The organism is Agarilytica rhodophyticola (assembly GCF_002157225.2).
GTDB classification, from domain to species: Bacteria; Pseudomonadota; Gammaproteobacteria; order Pseudomonadales; family Cellvibrionaceae; genus Agarilytica; species Agarilytica rhodophyticola.
In genome coordinates this window covers 3,945,226-3,968,906 of the sequence record NZ_CP020038.1, presented here as the reverse complement: position 1 = coordinate 3,968,906, position 23,681 = coordinate 3,945,226, and the positions used below count along the sequence as shown (strand labels likewise).

General features: G+C 42.8%; 19 protein-coding genes. 17 read left to right on the top strand and 2 right to left on the bottom strand.

The features are described from left to right. Nucleotides 1-9 precede the first annotated feature (9 nt). The 13 genes from zipA to BVC89_RS16560 all read left to right on the top strand — a co-directional run bounded on the left by zipA (nucleotide 10) and on the right by BVC89_RS16560 (nucleotide 17,799). Nucleotides 10-1,164, top strand: a complete 1,155-nt coding sequence (gene zipA, locus BVC89_RS16625) for a cell division protein ZipA (protein ID WP_086932270.1) — start codon at nucleotides 10-12, stop codon at nucleotides 1,162-1,164. Between the two features lie 24 nt (nucleotides 1,165-1,188). Further along, nucleotides 1,189-3,234 (top strand): NAD-dependent DNA ligase LigA, encoded by a 2,046-nt coding sequence (gene ligA, locus BVC89_RS16620; RefSeq protein WP_086932269.1) that lies wholly within the window; start codon nucleotides 1,189-1,191, stop codon nucleotides 3,232-3,234. Then, nucleotides 3,234-3,845: a transglycosylase SLT domain-containing protein gene (locus BVC89_RS16615; protein WP_086934649.1), complete on the top strand. Its 612-nt coding sequence runs from the start codon at nucleotides 3,234-3,236 to the stop codon at nucleotides 3,843-3,845. Before ligA ends, BVC89_RS16615 begins: the two co-directional genes overlap by 1 nt. Before the next feature lie 52 nt (nucleotides 3,846-3,897). Next, nucleotides 3,898-4,320, top strand: a complete 423-nt coding sequence (locus BVC89_RS16610) for a hypothetical protein (protein WP_086932268.1) — start codon at nucleotides 3,898-3,900, stop codon at nucleotides 4,318-4,320. Between the two features lie 421 nt (nucleotides 4,321-4,741). Further along, nucleotides 4,742-5,785: an AraC family transcriptional regulator gene (locus BVC89_RS16605; RefSeq protein ID WP_086932267.1), complete on the top strand. Its 1,044-nt coding sequence runs from the start codon at nucleotides 4,742-4,744 to the stop codon at nucleotides 5,783-5,785. Between the two features lie 699 nt (nucleotides 5,786-6,484). After that, complete coding sequence (locus BVC89_RS16595) at nucleotides 6,485-8,272, top strand: acyl-CoA dehydrogenase C-terminal domain-containing protein (RefSeq protein WP_086932265.1); 1,788 nt, start codon at nucleotides 6,485-6,487, stop codon at nucleotides 8,270-8,272. Between the two features lie 202 nt (nucleotides 8,273-8,474). Continuing rightward, entirely contained in the window at nucleotides 8,475-10,097 is a 1,623-nt protein-coding gene (locus tag BVC89_RS16590) for an AMP-binding protein (protein ID WP_086932264.1), read from the top strand. 93 nt (nucleotides 10,098-10,190) lie between these two features. Beyond that, a complete protein-coding gene (locus tag BVC89_RS16585) occupies nucleotides 10,191-11,336 on the top strand; it encodes a patatin-like phospholipase family protein (RefSeq protein ID WP_086932263.1) in 1,146 nt (381 codons plus the stop codon). A 116-nt stretch (nucleotides 11,337-11,452) separates the two neighbouring features. Then, nucleotides 11,453-12,721 carry a dienelactone hydrolase family protein gene (locus BVC89_RS16580; protein ID WP_158657991.1) on the top strand — a complete coding sequence of 423 codons (1,269 nt, stop codon included), beginning with the start codon at nucleotides 11,453-11,455 and terminating at the stop codon, nucleotides 12,719-12,721. 304 nt (nucleotides 12,722-13,025) lie between these two features. Further along, nucleotides 13,026-13,310, top strand: a complete 285-nt coding sequence (locus BVC89_RS16575; protein ID WP_086932261.1) for a hypothetical protein — start codon at nucleotides 13,026-13,028, stop codon at nucleotides 13,308-13,310. A gap of 467 nt (nucleotides 13,311-13,777) precedes the next feature. Then, nucleotides 13,778-14,860, top strand: coding sequence for a class I SAM-dependent methyltransferase (locus BVC89_RS16570; protein ID WP_086932260.1), 1,083 nt, complete (start codon nucleotides 13,778-13,780; stop codon nucleotides 14,858-14,860). Between the two features lie 226 nt (nucleotides 14,861-15,086). After that, nucleotides 15,087-16,526 (top strand): sensor histidine kinase, encoded by a 1,440-nt coding sequence (locus tag BVC89_RS16565; protein ID WP_086932259.1) that lies wholly within the window; start codon nucleotides 15,087-15,089, stop codon nucleotides 16,524-16,526. Between the two features lies 1 nt (nucleotide 16,527). Then, on the top strand, nucleotides 16,528-17,799 hold the full coding sequence (locus tag BVC89_RS16560) for an ATP-binding response regulator (RefSeq protein WP_086932258.1): 1,272 nt from the start codon (nucleotides 16,528-16,530) through the stop codon (nucleotides 17,797-17,799). Between the two features lie 51 nt (nucleotides 17,800-17,850). On the opposite strand, the gene BVC89_RS30735 is transcribed toward BVC89_RS16560, so the two are convergent. Both BVC89_RS30735 and acnB read right to left on the bottom strand, forming a co-directional pair. Continuing rightward, the gene (locus tag BVC89_RS30735; protein WP_086932257.1) at nucleotides 17,851-18,060 is read right to left on the bottom strand and encodes a hypothetical protein; all 210 of its coding nucleotides are present in this window, start codon (nucleotides 18,058-18,060) and stop codon (nucleotides 17,851-17,853) included. 334 nt (nucleotides 18,061-18,394) lie between these two features. After that, nucleotides 18,395-21,019 (bottom strand): bifunctional aconitate hydratase 2/2-methylisocitrate dehydratase, encoded by a 2,625-nt coding sequence (gene acnB / locus BVC89_RS16550; protein ID WP_086932256.1) that lies wholly within the window; start codon nucleotides 21,017-21,019, stop codon nucleotides 18,395-18,397. 492 nt (nucleotides 21,020-21,511) lie between these two features. Between acnB and BVC89_RS16545 the strand changes: the two genes are divergently transcribed. From BVC89_RS16545 to BVC89_RS16530, 4 genes are read left to right on the top strand one after another with little or no spacing between them, the layout of a single operon-like run. Then, nucleotides 21,512-21,967 (top strand): DUF1289 domain-containing protein, encoded by a 456-nt coding sequence (locus BVC89_RS16545; RefSeq protein ID WP_342752184.1) that lies wholly within the window; start codon nucleotides 21,512-21,514, stop codon nucleotides 21,965-21,967. A gap of 50 nt (nucleotides 21,968-22,017) precedes the next feature. Beyond that, entirely contained in the window at nucleotides 22,018-22,623 is a 606-nt protein-coding gene (locus BVC89_RS16540) for a MiaE family protein (protein ID WP_086932255.1), read from the top strand. Nucleotides 22,624-22,664: 41 nt separating this feature from the next. Next, entirely contained in the window at nucleotides 22,665-22,946 is a 282-nt protein-coding gene (locus BVC89_RS16535; protein WP_086932254.1) for an Rdx family protein, read from the top strand. A 21-nt stretch (nucleotides 22,947-22,967) separates the two neighbouring features. Continuing rightward, a complete protein-coding gene (locus BVC89_RS16530; RefSeq protein ID WP_086932253.1) occupies nucleotides 22,968-23,663 on the top strand; it encodes a DMP19 family protein in 696 nt (231 codons plus the stop codon). Nucleotides 23,664-23,681: the final 18 nt, after the last annotated feature.

The window sequence follows — 23,681 nt, the reverse complement described above, 5'->3', positions numbered from 1 at the left end:
GGGAGCTAAGTGAAAGACTGGTTAACCGTTATTATTGTATTGCTGATTATCGCCATTGTGCTTGACGGTGTGCGACGTATGCGTCTGTCTCGACGGGAAAACATCCGCTTATCCAAAAATGCACAAAAAGCTGATGCGGAACTCGATTCCGTGGCACCTACATCCAGTAGTGAATTTCCTTCTGGTGGTGCCCGCATTGTCAGTTATCGCGACGAAGAAGACGCACTCCATTTGAATGAGTCGGTGCGTCAAACCTTTGAAAGTGGTCGCACAGTAGGCAAAACGCCCCAGCGTATTCCTGAGCAAGTATCGCTCAATTTAGAAACCTCAGTGCCTATGCTAATGGACTCGGTTGAGAGTGTTGAGGCAAGTGATGAGAATGCCGACGAAAATCACTATGTTGAAGAGATTATGGAGCGGGAGGATGCTTCATCAAGTGTATCAGTCGATACACCTTCAGCAACGGACGCTAGCGCACAGAGCCAGCAGTCCGGTGATAATGTAGGTTTTCATGACATAGATGGCGCCCATGCGCCTAAGATCGGCTCACTTGAAGGTTTAGATGACGCGCAAATTCCACCGGAGCCCAATCTGGGCACTGTATCCACAAGTGAAAGTTCATACGATCAGCCTGAACAGCCGTATTCAAGCGATACAAGCCAGCAGGTTGAACAGGATGCTTCCAGCCATAGCGGGGGACAGGACTCTGCCGAGAGTGCAGATTACCATGAGCCTGATGAAGTGCTAATTATGAATGTGATGGCGAAGCCTGGCACTCGCTTTAGCGGCGCAGATTTGTTGGCGACGCTGATGGAAGCTGGTTTGAAATTCGGCGACATGAATATCTTTCATCGCCATCACAATAACGATGGTGATGCACCAATTTTATACAGTTTGGCCAACATGGTAGTACCTGGAACGTTTAATCTTGCCACCATGAACGATTTTGAAACACCCGGCGTGAGCTTGTTTTTGAGCTTACCTGTAGTCGGCGAAAGCTTAGCTGCTTATAATGATTTAGCGCAAACCGCACGTTTTATCGCGGATCAATTAGACGGTGAACTGAAAGATGAAAATCGCAGTGTTATGACGAGCCAAACCGTTGAGCATGGCCGCCAGCGGGTAATTGAGTATGAGCGCAAGAAAAAACTAACACGAGCATAATGTTATCGATCTTGGGGATGGAGAATGACGGCTTCGGCTGATGCAAAAACAATAACAGAAGTAACACAGCGTCTTGAAACACTAAAACAGCAACTAATCTACCACGGCCACAGATACTATGTTCTTGATGACCCGGAAATTCCAGATGTGGAATATGACCGAATGTTTCAAGAGCTTAGCACAATTGAAGCGCAATACCCCCAGCTTATTTCGCCAGACTCGCCATCACAGCGAGTCGGCGCTGCGCCTTTGAGTGAATTCACCAGTGTTCGTCATGAAATGCGCATGCTTTCCCTTGATAATGCTTTTAGCAGTGAGGATATGCAAGCCTTTGATGAGCGTATTAAAGACCGTTTGAAGTCTGATGCGACCATTGAATATGCGTGCGAGCCTAAATTTGACGGTATTGCCATCAGTCTTCTTTATCGCGATGGTGTGCTGGTAAGGGGAGCAACTCGCGGTGACGGTGAAACGGGTGAAGACATTACCCAGAATGTTCGTACTATCGGCTCTATCCCTATTCGCCTAATGGGTGAAGGCTACCCCGCTAATTTGGAAGTGCGGGGTGAAATTTATTTACCACATAAAGGCTTTGATGCGCTCAATAAAAAGGCACTTGAAAATGGTGATAAGCCCTTTGTTAATCCACGCAATGCTGCCGCCGGCAGTTTACGCCAGCTCGACTCTAGTATTACGGCATCACGCCCGCTAGTGATGTGTGCCTATAGCGTTGGTTGGTATGAAGGTGGCGAACTACCCGACACCCATATGGCAATTATCGAAAAGCTTGGCCAATGGGGCTTTTTTATCAGCGATCAAAGGCGCGTAGTTGAAGGTGCTGACGGTTGTCTTGATTATTACCAATATTTAGAAAAGCTGCGCCCGAGCCTACCTTTCGATATTGACGGTATTGTCTTTAAAGTAAATTCAATGGCCTTGCAGCAGAGTCTTGGCTTTGTATCTCGTGCGCCTCGTTGGGCAATTGCCCATAAGTTCCCAGCCCAAGAGGAAGTGACTTTACTCAAAGATGTGGAGTTTCAAGTAGGCCGCACGGGTGCCATTACTCCAGTAGCAAAACTTGAACCGGTGTTTGTTGGCGGTGTCACAGTATCCAATGCGACATTGCATAATCGCGATGAGGTGGAGCGCTTACAGATTAAGATTGGGGATACGGTGATTGTCCGGCGCGCGGGAGACGTAATTCCTCAAATTGTTTCAGTGGTATTATCGAAAAGACCTGAAGGGGCGCAGAGTATTCATTTCCCGGAGCGCTGTCCTGTGTGTCAATCTCCTGTGGAAGCAAAAGAAGGGGAGGCGGTATATCGCTGCACGGGAGGTTTCGTTTGTGAAGCACAGAGGAAGGAAGCGATAAAACATTTTGCCTCGCGCAATGCTATGGATGTGGATGGTCTCGGCGATAAAATTGTTGAGCAGCTGGTGGACAATGCACTTATTCATTCGGTTGCAGATTTATTTGCACTAAAACGGGATGATGTTGCCAATCTTGAGCGCATGGGAGAGAAGTCGGCGGATAATCTTCTTCACGCGCTGCAAGAGAGTAAAAATACTACCTTCGCTCGTTTTATCTTTAGTTTAGGTATTCGCGAAGTGGGGCAGGCCACTGCGCGTAACCTAGCACAGTATTTTGGCGGTTTGGATAGTCTGCGCACTGCTAGTGCTGAGGACTTGCAGGAAGTGGATGATGTCGGGCCTGTCGTGGCCGACTTCGTGGTGCAGTTTTTTGCACAAGAGCAAAATAATGCCGTAGTTGATGCGCTGGTTGCGGCTGGTGTTCACTGGCAGGAAACCGAAAAAGTTACGCCTGAGGTATTGCCGTTAAATGGCCAAACCTTCGTGCTGACAGGCTCTTTAGAGAGCATGAGTCGCAACGATGGCAAGGAGATTTTACAGAACTTTGGAGCCAAAGTTTCCGGTAGTGTTTCTGCTAAAACAGACTGTCTAGTGGCAGGCCCTGGTGCCGGATCAAAGCTTACTAAAGCGGAATCTCTTGGTATTAAAGTCATTGATGAACAGGCATTTTTAGAATTGATAGAGACATTGCGTTCATGATGCGGGGTATTGTGCGACCCATCGTTATTCTCACCCTAGCCACACTTGTTGCTGGCTGTGTCAGCACGCCGCCTAAACATACCAACAATATCTGTCATATATTCGATGAGAAGAGAAAATGGTATAAACAAGCCCGTAAAGCGTCGAAAAGGTGGAATATTCCGATCAGTACCAATATGGCCATCATGTATCAGGAATCGCGTTTTGTTGCCAAAGCTAAACCGCCGAGAACAAAAATCTTAGGCTTTATTCCTGGTCCTCGAAAGAGTAGTGCTTACGGCTATTCTCAGGCAAAAAAAGATACATGGAAATGGTATAAAAAAAGTTCTGGCCATCGTGGCGCTGACCGTAATGACTTTGACGATGCTATCGACTTTATCGCTTGGTATAACAGTATCAGTGTCAAAAAGAGCAGAATATCAAGAACCAATACCTATGGCCTTTATCTGGCATATCACGAGGGGCATGGTGGCTATACCCGTGGTACCTACAAGAAAAAAAAATGGCTAAGAAACGTCGCACAAAAAGTCGCTCAGAGAGCTCGGCGCTATAGCAGTCAACTTAAAACCTGTGAAAAGCGTTTAAATTCATCTGGCTGGTGGTTTTTTTAGTCTTTCATAGGTGCTTCTAGTACAGAGCTTACAATAGAGAAATACATAGAGTATGGATCAAGAATCAATAGTATATGGCTGCATTAAAGATGTTGTTGGCAACGAGCTGGATTCTGAACGCAGGCGCTCTAATCGAGAAGCGATGATGACCTTGCCTTCGGCTGAGCAATGGCCGTATTTATGTCGGGAGATGTTTTCATTGCCAAGAGTAGAAGTGTATGGCGAAAGCTATCTCACTGAAGTTATGCATTTTGGTGCTTCCTATAAGGCGATCGAATATGAGTGGTCGGCGTGGATGAAAAAATTTGAGGCATTGCTAGATAAAATGTACTGGGTTTCAGCTGTAGTGCACTTGGAGACTGAGCTTTCTGGCATACACACGTTTACATGGGAAAGTAAGTCTGATGGTCATAGCCCGGGTGCTGGACAGCAGCAAATCCATTGTGAGTGGACGCAAGAGAAAAGTTTTTTGTAGTTTTATTTTGGGGTGTTGCAGCGCCACCCTAGGCAACGGCTTTATTCGTTAAGGCCCTTTGGTGTTTCTATCACCTGGTAGAATGTGGTTGGGTAATGACCAGCCAAGCAGCGATTCATCATGTCATGTATTCATCATGCCATGCATTAATCATGTATAGTGCCTGAATTAGTGCTGTATTAATAAAATAATAAACTAGGTGTGAATTGAAGATAAAAATACGTTTTCAGCGACGATACAATGTAATCATAACTCTTCTCGCGTGTGCTTTTTCGATTTGGATGATGATCACCCGTTTTGGATTACCCGTCGAGAGCGTGATCAAGTTCGCCCTGATATGCTTTATTCTAATCGGAGCCATTATTGTGATTGCCGCTCCGATCGCACTTATTAGTCGTTGGCTTTCAGACAGGAGAGATCGATGAAGCAATCCATGCTTCCTATCCATTACGCAGCGCGTTTACTAGATCAGGCGCATAAGGCAGGTTGTAAAGTAGATGATCTGCTGGATAAGTTACAATTAGATGCAAGCTACTTTGAGCAAAACAATGAAATTCCTGCCCTTAAATATGGTGAAATTTATCAGCTAGTAATGCGTTCTACGCAGAATGAGTGGTTTGGTATCTTCGCCGATGGCAAGGTGCCGCTGGGGGCATTTCGTTTGATGTGCTTAACGTTATTAAACTGCTCAAATTTACGCCAAGCCATTGTTCGAGCAGGAGAGTTTGCAGAAGTTTGTCGTGGCCTGCAGGTGCGTTACCTATTGCAAGCTAATGAAGAATTAGCCAACCTGTCACTGGCTCCTTCGCGGACAATGTCTGAGCAAGAATTCGCTAAAAAAGTGGACGAGGCGGAATCAGAGACGTTAGTTGCTTCGATGATTACGTGGCACCGTTTGTCTGAATGGCTTATTGGTATGGAAATTCCAATCCGTAAAGCAACGGTAACTTTTTCAAAAGAGCGTGAGAGTATTCCTCTTGTGTTGCCGAAAGTCGAATATTTTGAATATGCAGCGCCAACCAATTCAATTAGTTATGATGTTAAGTACTTGGATTATCCTATTGTGCAAAATGAATCGAGTTTGATGTCGTTTTTGCGCACGGCACCTTATCACTTGGTAACCGAAGACCCCACTCATGTTAGTACTGCGGATAAAGTGAGAAACATATTAAAACGGGATGTCAGCGGCAATATGCCGTCGGCCGAAGCTGTTGCTTCTCAGCTCAATGTATCGGTAACAACCTTAAGGCGGCAACTGCAAAAAGATGACACTTCTTATCAGAAATTGAAAGATGAATGCCGAATGGAAGCCGCTTTCCATTACTTAGGCTGCTTAGACCTCTCTAATAATGATATTGCTGAAATGCTCGGCTTTGATGAGCCCAGTGCTTTTTTTCGTTCCTTTAAAAAATGGACAGGACAGACTCCGGGTGAATATAGAATGACCATTAGTCAGGATCATTAAGTAGCTTTTAGCCAGGCAATTTTTAGTGTTAATCAAGCAGTTCAGGATAAATCATGTGGTGGCTGTGTTAATAAAGCCTCTCTAACGAGCTGCTAGCCACTCACTTCTTTTCTCTATTCTATAATTAATTAGGCCCACTCCCTTTTGTTTATAAAGCTTATTTTGTTGTTTTTTGTGCCATTTGGGGCATTGTGTTTGCACCGATATGAGCTAATCTTCGTATAGATATAAGGCGCCATTTAAGCGCAAAAAAATGGAGTATTGCGGTTGCAATAAAAGAGTTGAATTAGCAAGGGCTTTAAGTATAGTTGTTGCCTGTTTGTAGATAAGTATCAGCTGTATTATAAGAATATAATGTTGAAAGTTGGCGATCATAAGTCGTTGATTTTGAGGGCAAGTAAAGCGCATTTTTATCTGTACTACTTTTTATATGTACTACCCGACATACATGTTGTTTGTATTTTTCTGGATGAGCAAGCTTAGCTCAAACATTATTGCCGGGTGGGTCAGTAGTTATTTTGCGGATAATTAACGCTAGCACAGATGATCGGGCTTGTTAGTGCATTTTTTTGCTGATGGATGTGGCGTTTATCTCTGCCAAAATCTTATGCTCTTTGTTATTCATTATGACGCTTTTAGTGATTGAAACTACTCCTTTAGACAGGCCAAATATATTGCAAATTTATTGAGGATTTCTGTATGTCTGATTTCAAAGTTCCAATGCGAGATATGCAGTTCGTAATGGATGATGTATTGTCTTTCAATGCCCATTTCGAACGTTTAGGCCAAGGTGATGTCGCATCTCCTGATATTGTTTCAGCAATTCTTGAAGAGTGTTCAAAGTTCTGTGAGAACGTATTAGCACCATTGAATGCAAGTGGAGATGAAGAAGGCTGTACCTGGAATGACGGTGAAGTGACAACACCTGCAGGCTTTAAAGAAGCGTACCAGCAGTTTGTCGAAGCCGGCTGGCCATCTATGACTCATCATCCTGAAATGGGTGGTCAGGGGTTGCCTGAATCACTTGGGACAATGCTGAGCGAAATGGCAGGCTCTGCTAACTGGTCGTGGGGGATGTATACAGGTCTTTCCCACGGTGCTATGAAGACTATCGATCTTCACGGAACTGAAGAACAACGTAATACGTATCTTACTAAATTGGTTGAGGGTCGATGGACCGGCACCATGTGTCTTACTGAAGCACACTGCGGCAGCGACTTGGGAATGTTACGTACGAAAGCTGAACCCGATGCCGATGGTTCTTATAAAATCAGTGGAACAAAAATATTTATCTCCGCTGGTGAGCATGATATGGCAGAAAATATTGTTCACATTGTGCTGGCTCGACTTCCCGATGCTCCCGAAGGAACAAAAGGTATTTCTCTATTTGTTGTGCCTAAGTTTTTACCTAATGATGCCGGTGAAGTCGGTGAGCGTAACGGTGTTAACTGTGGCTCGATCGAACATAAGATGGGTATTCACGGTAACGCTACTTGTGTTATGAATTTTGATGGTGCCAAGGGTTTTCTTATTGGTGAACCAAATCGCGGTTTAAATTGCATGTTCACTTTTATGAATGCAGCGCGTATTGGTACCGCTGTTCAGGGGTTGGCGCATGCACAAATCGGCTATCAAAAATCTCTTGAATACTCTAAGGATAGAATCCAGTTCCGTGCTTTGGGCGGAGTTAAAAACCCTGACGCTGCGGCAGATTCTATCATCTGGCATCCCGATGTTAGACGCATGCTATTGACCCAAAAGGCTTTTGCCGAAGGCGGTCGTATGCTCATTTATTTTCTCTCGCAGTTGATTGATATAGAGAATCTTTCACAAGATGAAGAAGAAAAGAAAGAGGCAAACGGTCTTCTGGCTTTCCTTACTCCCATTGCTAAAGCTTTCTTAACCGAAGTGGGCTTTGAAGCGGCTAACCACGGCCTTCAATGTTTTGGTGGTCACGGTTATATCAAAGAGTGGGGTGCGGAACAAAACGTGCGAGATAGTCGTATCTCCATGCTTTATGAAGGTACCACCGGCATTCAGGCACTTGATTTATTAGGGCGTAAAGTCTTAATGAGCCAAGGCGAGATGCTTAAACGCTTTACTAAAATTATTCATAAGTTCTGTAAAGAGCATGAGTCGAATGAGGCCGCTAAAGAGTTTGTTGAGCCGCTGGCCGCTCTTAATAAAGAGTGGGGTGATTTGACTATGCATATTGGTCTCACCGCAATGGAAAACCAAGAAGAAGTAAGTGCCGCTAGCTGCGACTATCTCATGTATTCAGGCTATATTACATTGGCCTACTTCTGGGCTAAAGCAGCACTTGTGGCCGCTGATAAGGTCGATGGCAGTGAGGCTAGTTTTTATAAGAGTAAGATTAAGACCGCACGTTTTTATTTCCAACGCATTTTGCCGCGGACAAATTCATTAGCTATCACCATGAAATCTGGTGCTAATAACTTGATGGATTTTGAAATAGAAGAAATATAGTGAAATAGGGTAACAAAAGCCGATGCTAGTCATCGGCTTTTTTATTTTGTGATTACATTAATAATAAAAAGACGGTAAAAAAGCCTATATTTTCACTCATAGTTTGTAAAACAGTTGCTAAGCTGTTTAAATAAAATTTCGCAGTTGGATAAGCGAGAACCCTTCTGGGGTAATCAAGATAATTATAATTTGTAATGCGGAGCTGAACACGTTGATTCCTCGATATAATAATGTACTTGAACTATTGGATCATGCCTTTTCATCTTTTAGTGATAGACCTGCCTATACTTGCCTTGGACACACCCTTACTTTTAAAGAAATAGACGCGTTGAGTTTGCGTTTTGCAAGTTATTTGCAGCATGATCTAGGACTTGAACCCGGTGATCGAATCGCGTTTCAGATGCCCAATATTTTGCAATATCCGGTGGCTATGTACGGTGCTTTGCGGGCGGGTATGGTGATTGTTAATACCAACCCTTTATACACCGCGCGTGAGCTCAAACACCAACTTAATGACAGTGGTGCAAAAGCCATCGTAGTGCTGTCTAACGTTGCCAACACTGCTGCTGAAGTTATCGATCAAACACCGGTTGAGCATGTCATCGTGACCAACTTGGTCGATCTTCACCCAACGCCGAAAAGGCAGTTGATAAATTTTGCTGTCAAATATGTCAAGAAATTAGTACCAGACTATCACTTCAACAAGATAATAAAGTTTAGAGATACTGTAGCCAAACCCGCTAAAACCCTTAAGTCCTTTAGTACGGATAGCGACACATTGATGGCTCTGCAATACACCGGTGGTACGACAGGTGTTTCTAAAGGTGCAATGTTGACCCACGGTAATTTAGCCAGCAATGTATGGCAAATGATCAGCCACATGCCAACCGCTTTTGTAGAAGGAGAGGAGGTGTTTGTCGCCTGTCTGCCGCTCTATCATATTTATGCTTTTAGTATGCATGGCTTGTGTGCTTTCTCCTTTGGTGAACACAATATTTTAATTCCCAATCCAAGGGATCTGAACTCGTTAGTCGATGCCATTAAAGACGCTCAGATTACGGTCTTTATTGGTATTAATACCCTTTATGTTGCCTTGTCTCGATTTGAGAGAGCAAAAACCATTGACTTCTCCAAGATGAGAATTTCATCTGCTGGTGGTATGGCAATGACGGAGGATGCCACCAAGCTTTGGCTTGATCTTACTGGTGTAGAGATTGGTGAGGGCTATGGTATGACCGAAGCATCACCTGTTGTTACCGCTAACCAAATTGATAATGTTCAAACCGGGACTATCGGTTTTCCTGTTGCTGAAACTGAAATTAAGCTGATTGATGAAAATGGTGCCGTTGTGCCTGATGGTGAGGTGGGTGAGCTTTGTGTACGCGGCCCTCAAGTTATGAAAGGGTATTGGCAGAGACCTGATGAAACGGCGAAAGTGTTGACTGAGGATGGCTGGTTAAAAAGCGGTGATATGGCGTTTAAACGCGAAGACGGCTGCTACAAGCTGGTTGACCGTAAAAAAGACATGATTTTAGTTTCAGGCTTTAATGTCTACCCGAATGAAATTGAAGATGTTGTCAGCCAGCACCCTGGGATTGTTGAAGCTGCTGCCATTGGTCACGAGGACCCTGCCTCCGGTGAAGTTGTGAAAATTTTTGTTGTCCTGGATGATAAAAACCTAACTAAAGATGAGATTAAGGCTTACTGTAAAGAACATTTGACGCCTTACAAATGTCCTAAAATCATCGAGTTCAGGGATAGCTTGCCAAAAACAAATGTCGGTAAAATTCTCCGTCGTGAGTTGAGGGATTCTGCACAAAGTTAACAGTTTGCATAGGAGGTAGGTGCCTCACCTTGGCAGTTACTACCAGTATGTGTATTGTGAACCTTTGGTGTTTGCATTGGAATTTAGAAGTTAATGTCGACAAATGCGCTGATTTTATCAGGTGGCGGTGCTCGTGCAGCCTATCAAGTAGGCGTCTTACAGGCGCTGTCTGATATTCTACCAAGTTTACACAATCCGTTTCCTATTATATGTGGCACTTCAGCAGGTGCCATCAATGCCACAGGTTTGGCTGCCCATTCCGGCCAGTTTCGTCGCTCGGTGAGAGATTTATCAAAAATCTGGCGCAATCTTGAAATTGAGCAGGTATTTAGAGTGGGTTGGCGCGCCCAAATTGGTGGTGCGGCAAAGGTAGTGGCCTCACTTTTTAACGAAGGTGTGGGGCGTGAAAACCCGGTAGCTTTGCTTGATAACTCGCCTTTGCGTGAATTATTAATGGCTGTTATTCCTTTTGATAACCTACAAAATAGGATTGATGCTGGTGATCTTAAAGCGCTGTCGATTACTGCTTTGGGGTATAATTCTGGTGAATCTGTTAACTTTTTTCAGGGCGACCCATCTTTGAGAGGCTGGCGCCGCTATCGCAGGGTAGGTACACCGGCGAAAATTACGGTTGATCATCTACTGGCATCATCCGCGATACCCGGTATATTTCCCACTGTGCGACTGAGTCAGGAATATTTTGGCGATGGGGCTATGCGACAAATGGCGCCTATCAGTTCAGCCTTACACTTAGGAGCAAACCGGGTATTTATTATTGGTGTCAGTGGCAATCGTCATGCTCGCAATTTATGGAAATTTAAACGCTCTCAGCCCAAGCGCTCACCCTCTGTAGGACAGATTATGGGCCAGGTGTTTAACAGTGTCTTTATCGATGCTTTAGAAGGTGATATTGAACATCTTGAACGTGTCAATCAGTTGCTTGAGCTTGCCGATCAAGAGCGTTGTGAAAATACCTATCATCTGCGTCCAGTAGAAACTTTGATTATCTCTCCCTCGAAGCCATTAGATAAAATAGCGGGCCGACGTATTCGTAATATGCCGCCGAGTATGCGTTTTTTTATGCGAAAATCTGGTGCGACAGCCAAAGGAGGGGGGTCGGCTGCGGCAAGTTATCTGTTGTTTTCTCACGAGTATTGCGATGAACTTATGGAGCTTGGCTATCAAGACACCATGTGGGAGCGCGATGCTGTTGAAGCCTTTTTCTCTTCGCAAAATTAAACCTCTTAAAGTCTGCTTGATCTATTCTGATACAAGCAATTTTCAGCTGGGATCAACATAGCCCGCAAATTTGTTACACTGCTTTGCTATCTAATGAGTTTTTAATGGAGGGGGATGTGAAAGCATTTAAAATTATTATTGCCTTTGTTATTGCCGTACCTGTTTTGTTTTTTGCGCTTGGTACTTTATTACCGAAGCAAACCCAATTACAACGGAGTATCGATATCAATGCGCCTATAGGAACTGTATTTCATCTGGTTAGTGATTTAAGAGAATTTAGCCGTTGGGATCCGTGGTCAAAAAAAGATCCTAACATTCGTGTACGATTTTCAGGGCCTGATCTAGGCGTTGGCTCTGTACGTTCATGGTCTGGTAATAGTCAAGTTGGATCCGGTTCTATGACAATGACCGGATACAACCCCAATGCTAGTGCAGCAATGAGTATCCTGTTCGGGCAGGCTGGTGCTGGAGATGCCCGTTATGATTTGGTCGAGAAAGGATCTACAACCACTATCACTTGGAGTTTTCATACTGTGCATCAAAATATTATTGCCCGATATTTTGGTTTGGCTGTGGAAGATATGTTGAGCAAAGACTATGAAAAAGGCTTAGCCTCGCTAAAAGCTATCGCCGAGTCTGAGCCTTTAGATCTTATAAAAACTCAGGATGTTAGCTATAAGGTCGATGGAACAGAACTAAATGGCTTTCTTGCTTATCCAGTAGGTCTACTGGACCCTGTGCCCGGAGTGCTAGTTGTGCATGAATGGTGGGGGCACAATGACTACGCTCGCGAGCGGGCCAAGATGCTTGCAAAAGAGGGCTACGTGGCATTTGCGCTTGATATGTATGGTGATGGTAAGCTTGCCGAGCACCCCCAAGATGCAGGTAAGTTTATGGAACAGGTCGGCACTAAAACAGCGCTTGCCGAGGCTCGTTTTGATGCGGCAGTAGAGATATTACAGAAAAACTATTTTTCAGATCCGAATAATATTGCCGCTATTGGCTATTGTTTTGGTGGTGCCGTGGTCATGAATATGGCGCGTATGGGCAAACCTTTAAAAGGTGTGGCAAGTTTTCACGGTGGCTTAGGCGGTCTGGTACCAATCGATTCGAGTCGCCAGTCATCGATTGCTCCCATGCTGGTGCTTAATGGTGCCGAAGACCCTTTTGTAACGGCGGAACAAAAGCAACAATTTCAACAGGAGATGAACGTCGCGGGTGTGACTTACGAGTTTGTTGATTACCCTGGTGCACTGCATTCCTTTACTAACCCTGGTGCGGATGCTTTAGGTGAAAAGTTTGAATTACCGCTTAAGTACGATCAACAAGCTGACGATGACTCTTGGCAAAAACTGAAAGAGTTTCTGCCAAGAGTCTTTTTTTAGCTTAATGAGATCTACTGAGACCTGAAGCTTCCTAATTGGGCTTGTGGACACTTGCGTTGATGCCATCGATCATTGGAGTGACATCTGACCAAAAGATGTCATTTCAGTTGTAATGAAAGGTATGCCTTTAGCCATTAAATGCTAAAAAAATCATAAATGTGACGAATGTCGCTGACAGTTAAGCTGCTTTCCTACGTTCTTATCGTCAATTTCCTACAAAAGTTTCAGATTAGACTGACATGTCATTCTACGGCAACGCGCTATAGTGTTCTTAATATATCGAAAAGAATAAAGAGTGCATTGTATGAAAGGCAAAATTGTTTTTGTAAATATGTCTAGTAGACTTGCAGCAGCATTTGTGGGCCAAGATCAATATATTGTTTTTGAATTTCCAACCAATTGTGAATTGAAAGAAAATGATGAGCTGGAGAATCTTGCTGATACCTTTGGCTTTGCCAGCTGTTATCGTCTTAGCGATAACAAAAATATTAAGCTAAACATTCTATCTTCAGCGATGAGCTTCGCCAAAGCAAAACTTGTTGTATCACCATGGCAAGAATCATATACCGACGATGTTAGTGTGGCCTAGCTTTTTATTTTTTCAAGGATAATACCTTATCGTTTTAAACCAATCGCTTTGTAAAACTACAAAAGCGATAATTTAAATTCTAAGCCCTTCTAAAAGGGCTCAATATACTTACCTACCATCCAGTCATTTGGATAACTCTATTCAGTTTTAATTGCTTTTCAATATAAAGACAGCTTCGCAATCTAGGGTAACCAGATTTGTCTTTTATTCTGTAACAAAGTGTGACATTTAAAGCGCTTTTTCGGCATTGTATTTGTGTGATGTTATTTTTTTGTTTTGTAAAAATGTAAAAACAATTAACAATATGTTAACGAGTTAAATAATATTAAAAATTTTTTATTCTACTTAAGTGTCATTCATATTTCGAGTGCTAAGATATTTTTTCGGCTATAGATAGGGTCAAAAAATTAACATTTTATTTTGGTCATATCTATTTTCTTCCAATACTTACTGCACTTAATTAAATTATGAAAAACGAAAAAATATACGGCAATAACGAACAATTTATTAGCTCAACTCCTATGCTAAATCCGTCACAAATGTATTTTTTACAAGGGTTTATTGACGAGCTTTATCAGCGTACGCCTTTATATTCATTTAAAGCGCTATTCTCAGAAGTTGTAAAAATATCAAATAACAACGAACAAATGGATATAAGTTTGTTGGAAAAAATGCAGCAGGCTTTTCGCAGTATATTATCTCATGTGAATTCAAACCTTTATCACACCGACCGCTTTAGTAGTGATCAAAAAATAATTGTTGGCGACTGGATGCACCAAGAATTTGTATCGTTTTGCTTGCTTGGTACATGGCCTTCTCGTAGCTTACAAAAACCTCAACGTATAGCGGGAGACCATTACACAATTAAGCAAATCTACTCTGATGGCGGTCAGGAAAAATCTAGTTTAGGAAGAGCAGTCAATTATTGTTTTTTTCAGGAGCCAGCGTGTAAGGCAGTAAAAAATAGAAAACGATATATTGAAAATAAGATCATGGAAAAAGTATTAAAAAATGGTAATGAAACAACCTATGTTTCTAGTATTGCCTGTGGCCCTGCGGAAGAAATTTTTAATACTTATAGTTTACTGGGTAAAGAAAATAGGCAGCGGTTAAAAGTTGTTGGCTTAGATAAAGATAAACGTGCTTGCGCTTCGGTCGATGATAGAATTCAGGAAAATTATCTGACTCATTATTTTTCAACAAGTACTGCTGATATTCTCAAGCTCACGCCACCACCTTCTGCAATGCGCCAGCAAGATTTTGTCTATTCTATGGGGCTAATTGATTACTTCAAAGACAGGGCTACCGTAAAAATAATTAATATTTTATATGAGATGTTGAAGCCTGGGGGTGAGATTGTGATAGGGAATTTTCATACCTCATGCGACTCAAGAATCTTTTTAGATCATTTATTAAAATGGAAGCTTATTTATCGTACCGAAGAAGACATGCGGCGTTTGTTTTCCCAAAGTGCTTTTGCCGATAGTAAAGTAACGGTAGACTTTGAGCCAGAAGGCGTCAATATGTTGGTGCGGTGTATAAAGCAGTAGGCTGATTAAGACAGCAAAGTATTGCATATGCTTGCCACCTAGAGGCAGTATTGGCTGAACTAAAAAGCAAGCTAATGGCTTGTTGGCCGAGCTTATAGGCAATGATGAAGTAGGTAAGGAGACTGTGGCAGTACAATGTCAATTGTCGTATAGGTTTGGCCGTTTTGTTGGAGTCTGTTAAGTTATTATTTAGCAGATCCTAATAAGAGTATATTGAGACTGTCGCATGAATTATCAAGATGGCGCACAAAAAAAGAGCGGTATTTTGTGGTCAATACTTTTTTTTCGTGAAGATCCAGATGTTGTCGAAGAATTTGATGAGCAAACATGGAAGCGGACACGAATTTATATGTATACAACGGCTATTCTAGTTGCTGTATGGGGCGTCTTTGATGTTTTTATTGATTTTAAGAACCTATGGGTTTTTCTGACACTGCGGGCGATCTACACGCCTTTAACCCTTTTATGTGCCGCTAACTTTCACCGTCAGTTTTTCCGCGACAAACACAGACAATGGGCGATAGTTCACTATCTACTATTAATTCTCGATATTGGTTTGATGGTTTTGTGGACCGATTCGTTTGTGAAGTATCTCATAGGATTCTCGACGATCTTCTGGGGAGCATCGGTGATTATGTTATGGCGATTTTGGCACACAGTGCTACCCGGACTTGTGGTTATTTTAGTCGCTTTTGTTCGTTTTTCTCTGTTTCCCCATAATGTGGTATCGGCAGACCTGATTACAGGCCTGTATTACTTTATGACCTGTTTGGTATTCACAGGCATTATTTCTGCATATGGTTATTGGAATGCCTATCAACTTGCAGAAAAAAATATTACCTTGAGAAAAACCCATGATAAGTTGTTAAACGCTAAAAAGATGGCTTCTTTGAATATGGTTGTGGCAAGTGTTGCTCACGAAATTAACACACCTGTAGGTACTGCGATTACTGCGGCTTCTCATGCCAAAGAGGAGTTTAATAATATTATTGATGCCGTTAATGTTGGTGAAATATCCATTGATCAAATCACTGAGCCTAGTAGGGATGGCATCTCTAGTATCAATTCTGTGTTAAACGAATTACGTCGAACCGCTGACTTAGTTGAGCGTTTGCAAGAGACCGCGGTAGATCAATCATCTTATGAGCGGCGATACTTTAATTTAAGGCAATACCTGGAAGAAAATATTGTTCATGTTGGTCTTCGCCCAATTCTAAAGCAATCCAATATTTCCATTGCTATTACAGGCGAAAAGAATATTGCTCTAGACAGCTACCCTGGCGAATTTTCACAAGTTTTCACTAACCTTATCATGAATTCAATTTTGCATGGCTACAGTGGCCATAAGCTTAGTGACAAGCAAGGTGTTATCACCATTAAACTTATTCAAGCAGATGATTTGGTGACGATTTATTATTCTGATGATGGTAAAGGCATGACAAGTGATGTTGTGACCAAAATCTTTGATCCCTTTTTTACAACACGTGGTACTACTTCGTGTAGCGAAGGACGTGGTCATCGAGGTTCAGGCTTAGGAATGAGCATTGTATATAATATTGTTACTAAGAAGTTGCACGGTAAAATAGATGTACGTAGTCAACCCGATATGGGAACACTATTTGTTATTGATATCCCTACTAGCAATAAAAATGAAGTGGTAGATTAAGATGCAAAATGCGAATAGAACAGTGACGATTACACAAGGCTCTAGTATCACTCAACGAGACAGTATTGATCGTGAATCGGAATGGGTAATCTTAGTAATAGATGATGATCAATCGGTTCTAGACGTCACCTGCAACGTATTGAAGCGTTTTCGTTTTAGGAATAAAACGCTCAATATAAAATGTGCCACTTCTTTAGCGGCTGCTAAAAAACTTTATATGCGTTTCTCCGAAGCGGCAGTAGCGCTTATTGACTGTACTATGGAAAAGGATACGGCAGGCTTGGATTTTGTGCAGTTCGTTCGATCTGAGATGAAAAATACCAATATACAACTGGTGCTAAGAACCGGTCAGCAAAGTATCGCGCCGGAGCATGAGGTGTTGTTAAAGTATGAGATTAATGATTATTTAGCCAAGACGGAACTTACAAGTTTACGCTTGAAGCATAGGATGATCTCTTATCTGCGTGCCTACGATAACTTAATGACCATTAGCCATCAGAATGACGAATTAAAAATTGCCAACAATAAAATTCGCGATAAAAATAATGAACTCTTACAGCATGATATTATTAAAGATAACTTGTTATCTATGGTTTCCCATGAGCTGAGAAATCCTTTAAGTGCTGTTGAGGGTCTAGCTAGCGTTATTTTAGAAGACTTAAAGGGTATGCCCCATATAGATCCTTACAATATTGATAAATTAGTGTTGATGGAGGGGGGGATTCAACGGATGAAGTTATTGATTAATGATCTCATGGATAGTGCGATGATTCGGCGTAATGATCTTCGTATGAATTTTTCTTATACTTCTATCTCGCAGCTAGTAGCTCAAGTTATGCCTGGTATCGAAGCCCAAAGTAAATACCTTGGCCGTACTGGTAATGTAAAAATTTATAATCGATTAGATGATGATTTACCGCGTATTTACGCTGATAAAGAGCGTATCCAGCAAGTCATCGTTAATCTTGTTAGCAATGCACTTAAGTTTACTAAGGCGGGGAGTATCGTTCTTTCGGGGGCGGTTAAAAACGATTACATTTGTATATCAGTAGAGGACACCGGTTGTGGTATTGCTGATAAGGATATAGACAGTATATTTGAAATGTTTACTCAAGCTGAGAGTACACGCTCTACTTCTTATGAAGGTATAGGCCTTGGGCTATCAATTGTCAGTAAAATTATTGACATGCACAGTGGCAAAGTGTCTATTTCAAGCCAACTGGGTGTTGGTAGTTGTTTTACTTTTAGTTTGCCGCTTGAGGTTGATCGTTAACAAGAGTTTCTATTTCATCGGTCGATAAGAGCTGTCGATTAAAAAATCTAATTAGGCGATAAGAATAGTATAGCCTTTGTACAATAGAATACACCAGAGTGTAATCAGTAGAAGCATTCGGATCGGGCAAGCTTCTTTTTCGGCAGGAGGGTTTTTTAAAACATTTTCAATATTCGCATCACCGCAAGCAGGACACTTTCCCTGTAATAGTTGTGAGCCCTTATAGCCACATTGCTGGCACTGATATTTTTTGACTGGCATATAATTTGTTCAGTTATCGCTGTTCTGAAAGCCTCAGAAAGTCAGGTAGTTTATTCCCAGAGTTACGTTTTTGCAGTGAGTGGCTCTGGATATAAAAGGCCCTATTTTTATAGGGCTTTTGTGTGTCATCTCTTCTTTAACTTTATACTATATTCAGACTATTGGCGATAATAAGCGACAAAAAATATCGTTTCTTTTATTTAGTGTTTAACATTTTGTATTTAGGGGCCTAGCAGGTAGGAATTTAGTAGGCAGGGATCTAGTAGATAAGCACCTAGTACTGAGATCCCTTATCACGTAGAGCCTCGGAATAAAAAAGGCTCTAGCAAATGTCTTACACTTTAACCTCTTCTATTTCAACCGCCGCGATGCGTTGACCTTCTTCGGCACCTTGCTGGAAGGATTCGATTTGGTCAAAGCTCATATAGCGGAAGATCTCATCCGACATTGAGTCAATTTTGGAGGCATATTGTTGATATTCTTCAGGAGAGGGAAGCTTACCTAAAATACCCCCCACAGCTGCTAATTCGGCAGAGGTCAGATAAACATTCGCACCGGCTCCGAGGCGATTAGGGAAGTTTCTTGTGGAGGTGGACAAGACTGTAGCACCATCCGCAACTCGCGCCTGATTTCCCATACATAGGGAGCAGCCGGGCATCTCCATGCGCGCACCCTTGGCACCATAAATATTGTAGTAGCCTTCTTCCATTAACGTATGAGCATCCATTTTTGTGGGAGGTGACATCCAAAAGCGTGTCTTAAGGGCGCCGGGAACAGCTTCAAATAATTTACCTGCCGCACGGAAGTGACCAATATTAGTCATACATGAGCCGATAAACACTTCATCAACATTATCGCCTGCCACTTCAGAAAGAAGGCGGGCATCATCTGGGTCATTGGGTGCACAGACAATAGGCTCTTTCACTTCAGCAAGATCGATTTCAATGATGGCTGCATATTCGGCATCGGCATCGGCTTTTAGCAGAGAAGGCTCAGCTAACCAAGCTTCCATTTTACTTGCGCGACGTTCAAGTGTTCTGGCATCACCGTAACCTTCGCTGATCATCCAGCGTAACAAGGTGATGTTGGATTTTAGATACTCAGCAATTTTCTCTTCGGGAAGCTGAATAGTACAACCTGCCGCTGAACGCTCAGCGGAAGCATCGGACAATTCAAACGCTTGCTCAACCGTAAGACTATCGAGGCCTTCAATTTCAAGAATTCGCCCTGAGAAGAAATTTTTCTTGCCTTTCTTCTCAACAGTAAGTAGTCCTTGTTTGATACCGTAATATGGAATCGCATGGACTAAATCACGCAGAGTGATGCCTGGCTGCATTTCACCTTTGAAGCGAACGAGCACGGATTCTGGCATATCCAGTGGCATAACACCTGTAGCTGCCGCGAAGGCGACTAAGCCCGAGCCCGCTGGGAAAGAAATGCCCATTGGGAAGCGCGTATGAGAGTCACCGCCAGTACCGACAGTGTCGGGCAATAGCATACGGTTTAGCCAAGAATGGATAATGCCGTCGCCCGGACGCAAAGATACGCCGCCACGGTTCATAATAAAATCAGGTAGGGTATGCTGAGTATCAATATCAACAGGCTTAGGATAGGCAGCGGTGTGACAAAATGATTGCATAACTAGGTCAGCAGAAAAGCCCAGGCAAGCCAGGTCTTTTAGTTCATCTCGTGTCATTGGGCCGGTGGTATCTTGCGATCCCACTGTGGTCATTCTAGGTTCGCAGTATGTGCCAGGACGAACACCTTGTCCTTCGGCTAAACCACATGCTCGGCCAACCATTTTCTGCGCTAAGGTATAGCCTTTACCTGAATCGCTAGGGGATTGTGGCTGGCGGAATAGGTCGGAAGCGGCAAGGCCTAGAGACTCTCTGGCACTTGCGGTTAAGCCGCGACCAATAATAAGATTGATACGTCCACCAGCACGAACTTCGTCAAGTAACACGTCGGACTTCAGTTCAAACTCTGATAAAACTTCACCTGATTCACTTAGAATCTTACCGTCGTAAGGGCGGACTTCGATCACATCACCCATGCCTAATTTATCTACAGGGGCTTCAAATACTAAGGCGCCAGCATCTTCCATAGTGTTATAGAAAATAGGTGCAACCTTGCCACCAATGCAGATACCGCCACCGCGTTTATTGGGGACGCCAGAAATATCTTCACCAAAATACCAAAGTACTGAGTTAGTCGCAGATTTACGTGAAGAACCTGTACCAACAACATCACCTACTAATGCTACTTGGTAGCCTTTATCTTGTGCCGCTTTAATTTGTGCCAATGGTCCGGTCACGCCATGCTCTGAAGGTTCAAGACCGTCGCGAGTCATTTTGTACATAGCCAGGGCATGTAGGGGGATGTCGGGACGAGACCAGGCATCTTGTGCTGGCGAAAGATCATCAGTATTGGTTTCCCCTGTTACCTTGAAAACAGCGACTTTGATCGATTCTGCCACCTCATCTCGTTTGGTAAACCATTCCGCATCAGCCCACGATTGGATGACGGCTTTTGCCACTTCATTACCCGCCTTAGCTTTTTCATCCACGTCGTGGAAGGCATCGAACATTAGCAGTGTATGTTTGAGCTCTTCACCGGCAAGGGCAGCCAGTTCACTATCGTCCAATAGCGCCACCAGAGTTTCTATATTGTAGCCACCGTGCATATTGCCCAATAACTTAACTGCTTCTTCTTTTGTTATGAGCGAGCAGGGTGTCTCGCCTTTGGCAACGGCGGCCAAAAAGCCGGCTTTGACATAAGCAGCTTCATCAACACCGGGCGGAACACGATTAGCCATCAGATCTAGCAATGTATCTGCTTCGTCAGCGGGTGGGTTTTTCAATAACTCGATCAGAGCTGCAACTTGGTCAGCATTAAGGGGTTTGGGAGGTATTCCCAGGGCTTCGCGTTGTGCTACATGTTCTCGATAAGCTTCAAGCACAGTAATTTCCTCTAAAGTGTGATGAACAGATACTGACGGAGCAAAATCCTTAAAAAATTAAGAAAAACTCATGTCGGGGGCATGCCGAGGTTATGCAAAAGTATAGACCAAGAGTCGATGATACTTTTGCCAATGAGAATGAGAGTCATTTGTCAGCATGCAATTAAATATTTGACACATATCGTCTAAAATTAAGCGGCACGATTCTACATGATTGCTATATAACTGTTAAGTTCGCCAGATTTATAATCACTATAAATACGAATCTAACGGAGTTTTAGTTTGTGAAATGATATACTAATCCGTTTTGTTGTTTATTTTTTGTAGTTTTATTGCTTTGTTTGCCTATTAGCACGGGGGGAGCGCCGGGATATGGTATCCATAACTGGCTGTCTTGTGTGTTGGTTTTGTGAACAAATAAAATTGCGCTTTATATCTGCAACATCTGGAATACGCACACCATAAGTGTTTCTAGGTGGATAATAAATTAATGTGAGTGATCATTTGAAAACGAAAAAAAGGGTGAAATCTCCCTGCATTGGGGTGTGTTCCACGGGCATTGGGGACAGCGTGTGTCGCGGCTGCAAACGTTTCATGCATGAAATTATCCGTTGGAATGCGTATCGTGACGATGAAAAGCAAGCTATTGTCAATCGTCTCGATAGTTTGCTTGCACAGGTTGTGAAATCCCATGTGCGCGTACTAGACGAAAAACAATTAAAGATGCAAATACAACAGCAACATATTCGTTTTGATGAAACTGCCAATATATATTGCTGGGTATTTGATTTGCTAAAGGCGGGGGCCTCACAAATTGTGGATTTGAAAGATTACGGCTGTGAAGTGCATGCTGAGTTTTCTAAGCATTCTTTGATCCAATTACGAGATTCCATCGATAAAGATTTTTTCGAACTGTCCCTTGCTCATTTTGAGCGCTATTTTAAGTAGTACACATGTTACTTTATTTTCTGCAACAGTATTTTTATTAAGATTTTTCAATGAAAGAGATTCATGAATTTTTACTTTGTCCAACACCCGATGTTTGGATTGAGCAAGCCTTGCAACATCCTGAAATTTTACTTATAGATCATGCCAACTGCGAGAAAAAAGCGGCGGGAACAGCCCTGAATTTGATGTATCGCTATGTGGATGATTTCGAGTTGCTTAATAAAATGTCTCGTCTTGCTAGAGAAGAGCTAAGACATTTTGAACAGGTTATTGCAATTATGCAGGCGCGAGGCATCGAGTATCAGCAAATTACCGCCAGCCGTTATGCTGCCGAGTTACGCAAACCTGTACGCACCCATGAACCTGCTCGCCTTATCGATACCATGATTGTCGGCGCTATTATAGAAGCACGTTCGTGTGAGCGTTTTGAAAAGTTAGCGCCTCACTTAGATGAAGAATTACAGAAATTCTATCTGTCTTTGCTCAAGTCGGAAGCGCGCCATTACCAAGACTATCTGACCCTAGCGCAGAAAGCGGCAAATAAGGGCGCTGCAGAAAATGTCGCTATAGATGATCGCATCGCTTTATTTTTGCAGAGGGATAAAGAGCTAGTAGAATCAAGCGATGATGAATTTCGTTTTCATTCTGGTGCTTAGGCCCTGGTAGAACAGGCCCTAGCACTTATATTGGTGAAAAGATGAATAACAAAGTGGTAATAAAGTACTGTGTACAATGTAATTGGCTGTTGCGTTCTACTTGGATGGCTCAGGAGATATTACATACTTTTGCCGAGGATATGCATGAACTATCCCTTGCACCTGGCAGCGGTGGTATTTTCGAAATATATGCCAATGAGCAGCGTATCTGGTGTCGTAAGGAAGAGGGCGGTTTTCCTGAAATCACAGAATTGAAAAGGCGTGTACGCGATGTTATAGCGCCGGAAAAAACATTGGGTCATATTGATCGCAAGCATCAATAAATATTATTGCAGGACTTTGCTATGGATCGGATTGCGTGCAAAAACTGTGGTGCTAAAGCTTTACCGTCAACCATCGAAAAAACCGGCGGTTTATGCATGCCGTGTTTTAAAGGTCAAGACCAGCCTGAAAGCTGGCGTACTGGCCGACAGATCGTTGAAGAGATGGAAAGTATTAAGCAAAGTATTGCTGCTGCTAAATCTGCGCTCAAAGAAGACAGTGAAAATGCGAACAGGCAGAGCCAAAGGAGAAGGAATTTTCTCACAACTATCGCTCAGCGGCATAGTGTCGATAACAGCCTCCTGCAAGAAGATATATACGCTTTGCTAATGGAAAAACAAGCAGAACAGGGGGCGGCAGCGTTTAGCCGACCCGAGCAGGTGTTTTATACTGTTAGCGATATGCTTCATCAACTTAATAGTGGAGGCTTTAGCAGCTACTTATACAACTCTGGCCATCTGGCTCATCTGTTATCGGATTCACTTAAGCAGATAGGGGCCGTAAGGTGTAAGAATATCGTTGACGATGCCATCTCCATTTATGGCAAGACGCCCGCACAGGACTATGACGTGATGCTCCAGGAATTGAGTCATATTACCAATAATTTTGATAATGACTTATGGGCGCAACAGGATTGTCAATTTTACTACTTGGATGAAAATATCCTAGCGTTACTTATAAAATTTGCGGCAAATAATACGGATCAATTTACTTGTTAAATTTGTAAAATAGCCATG

Bases quoted from the DNA above. Each gene is read 5' to 3' on its own strand.
- BVC89_RS16540 (WP_086932255.1), top strand. From the start codon at position 22,018: ATGAAAGAGATTCATGAATTTTTACTTTGTCCAACACCCGATGTTTGG.
- BVC89_RS16530 (WP_086932253.1), top strand. From the start codon at position 22,968: ATGGATCGGATTGCGTGCAAAAACTGTGGTGCTAAAGCTTTACCGTCA.
- BVC89_RS16610 (WP_086932268.1), top strand. From the start codon at position 3,898: ATGGATCAAGAATCAATAGTATATGGCTGCATTAAAGATGTTGTTGGC.
- BVC89_RS16605 (WP_086932267.1), top strand. From the start codon at position 4,742: ATGAAGCAATCCATGCTTCCTATCCATTACGCAGCGCGTTTACTAGAT.
- ligA (WP_086932269.1), top strand. From the start codon at position 1,189: ATGACGGCTTCGGCTGATGCAAAAACAATAACAGAAGTAACACAGCGT.
- BVC89_RS30735 (WP_086932257.1), bottom strand. From the start codon at position 18,060: ATGCCAGTCAAAAAATATCAGTGCCAGCAATGTGGCTATAAGGGCTCA.
- BVC89_RS16615 (WP_086934649.1), top strand. From the start codon at position 3,234: ATGCGGGGTATTGTGCGACCCATCGTTATTCTCACCCTAGCCACACTT.
- BVC89_RS16575 (WP_086932261.1), top strand. From the start codon at position 13,026: ATGAAAGGCAAAATTGTTTTTGTAAATATGTCTAGTAGACTTGCAGCA.
- BVC89_RS16595 (WP_086932265.1), top strand. From the start codon at position 6,485: ATGTCTGATTTCAAAGTTCCAATGCGAGATATGCAGTTCGTAATGGAT.
- BVC89_RS16585 (WP_086932263.1), top strand. From the start codon at position 10,191: ATGTCGACAAATGCGCTGATTTTATCAGGTGGCGGTGCTCGTGCAGCC.
- BVC89_RS16565 (WP_086932259.1), top strand. From the start codon at position 15,087: ATGAATTATCAAGATGGCGCACAAAAAAAGAGCGGTATTTTGTGGTCA.
- BVC89_RS16535 (WP_086932254.1), top strand. From the start codon at position 22,665: ATGAATAACAAAGTGGTAATAAAGTACTGTGTACAATGTAATTGGCTG.
- BVC89_RS16560 (WP_086932258.1), top strand. From the start codon at position 16,528: ATGCAAAATGCGAATAGAACAGTGACGATTACACAAGGCTCTAGTATC.
- BVC89_RS16570 (WP_086932260.1), top strand. From the start codon at position 13,778: ATGAAAAACGAAAAAATATACGGCAATAACGAACAATTTATTAGCTCA.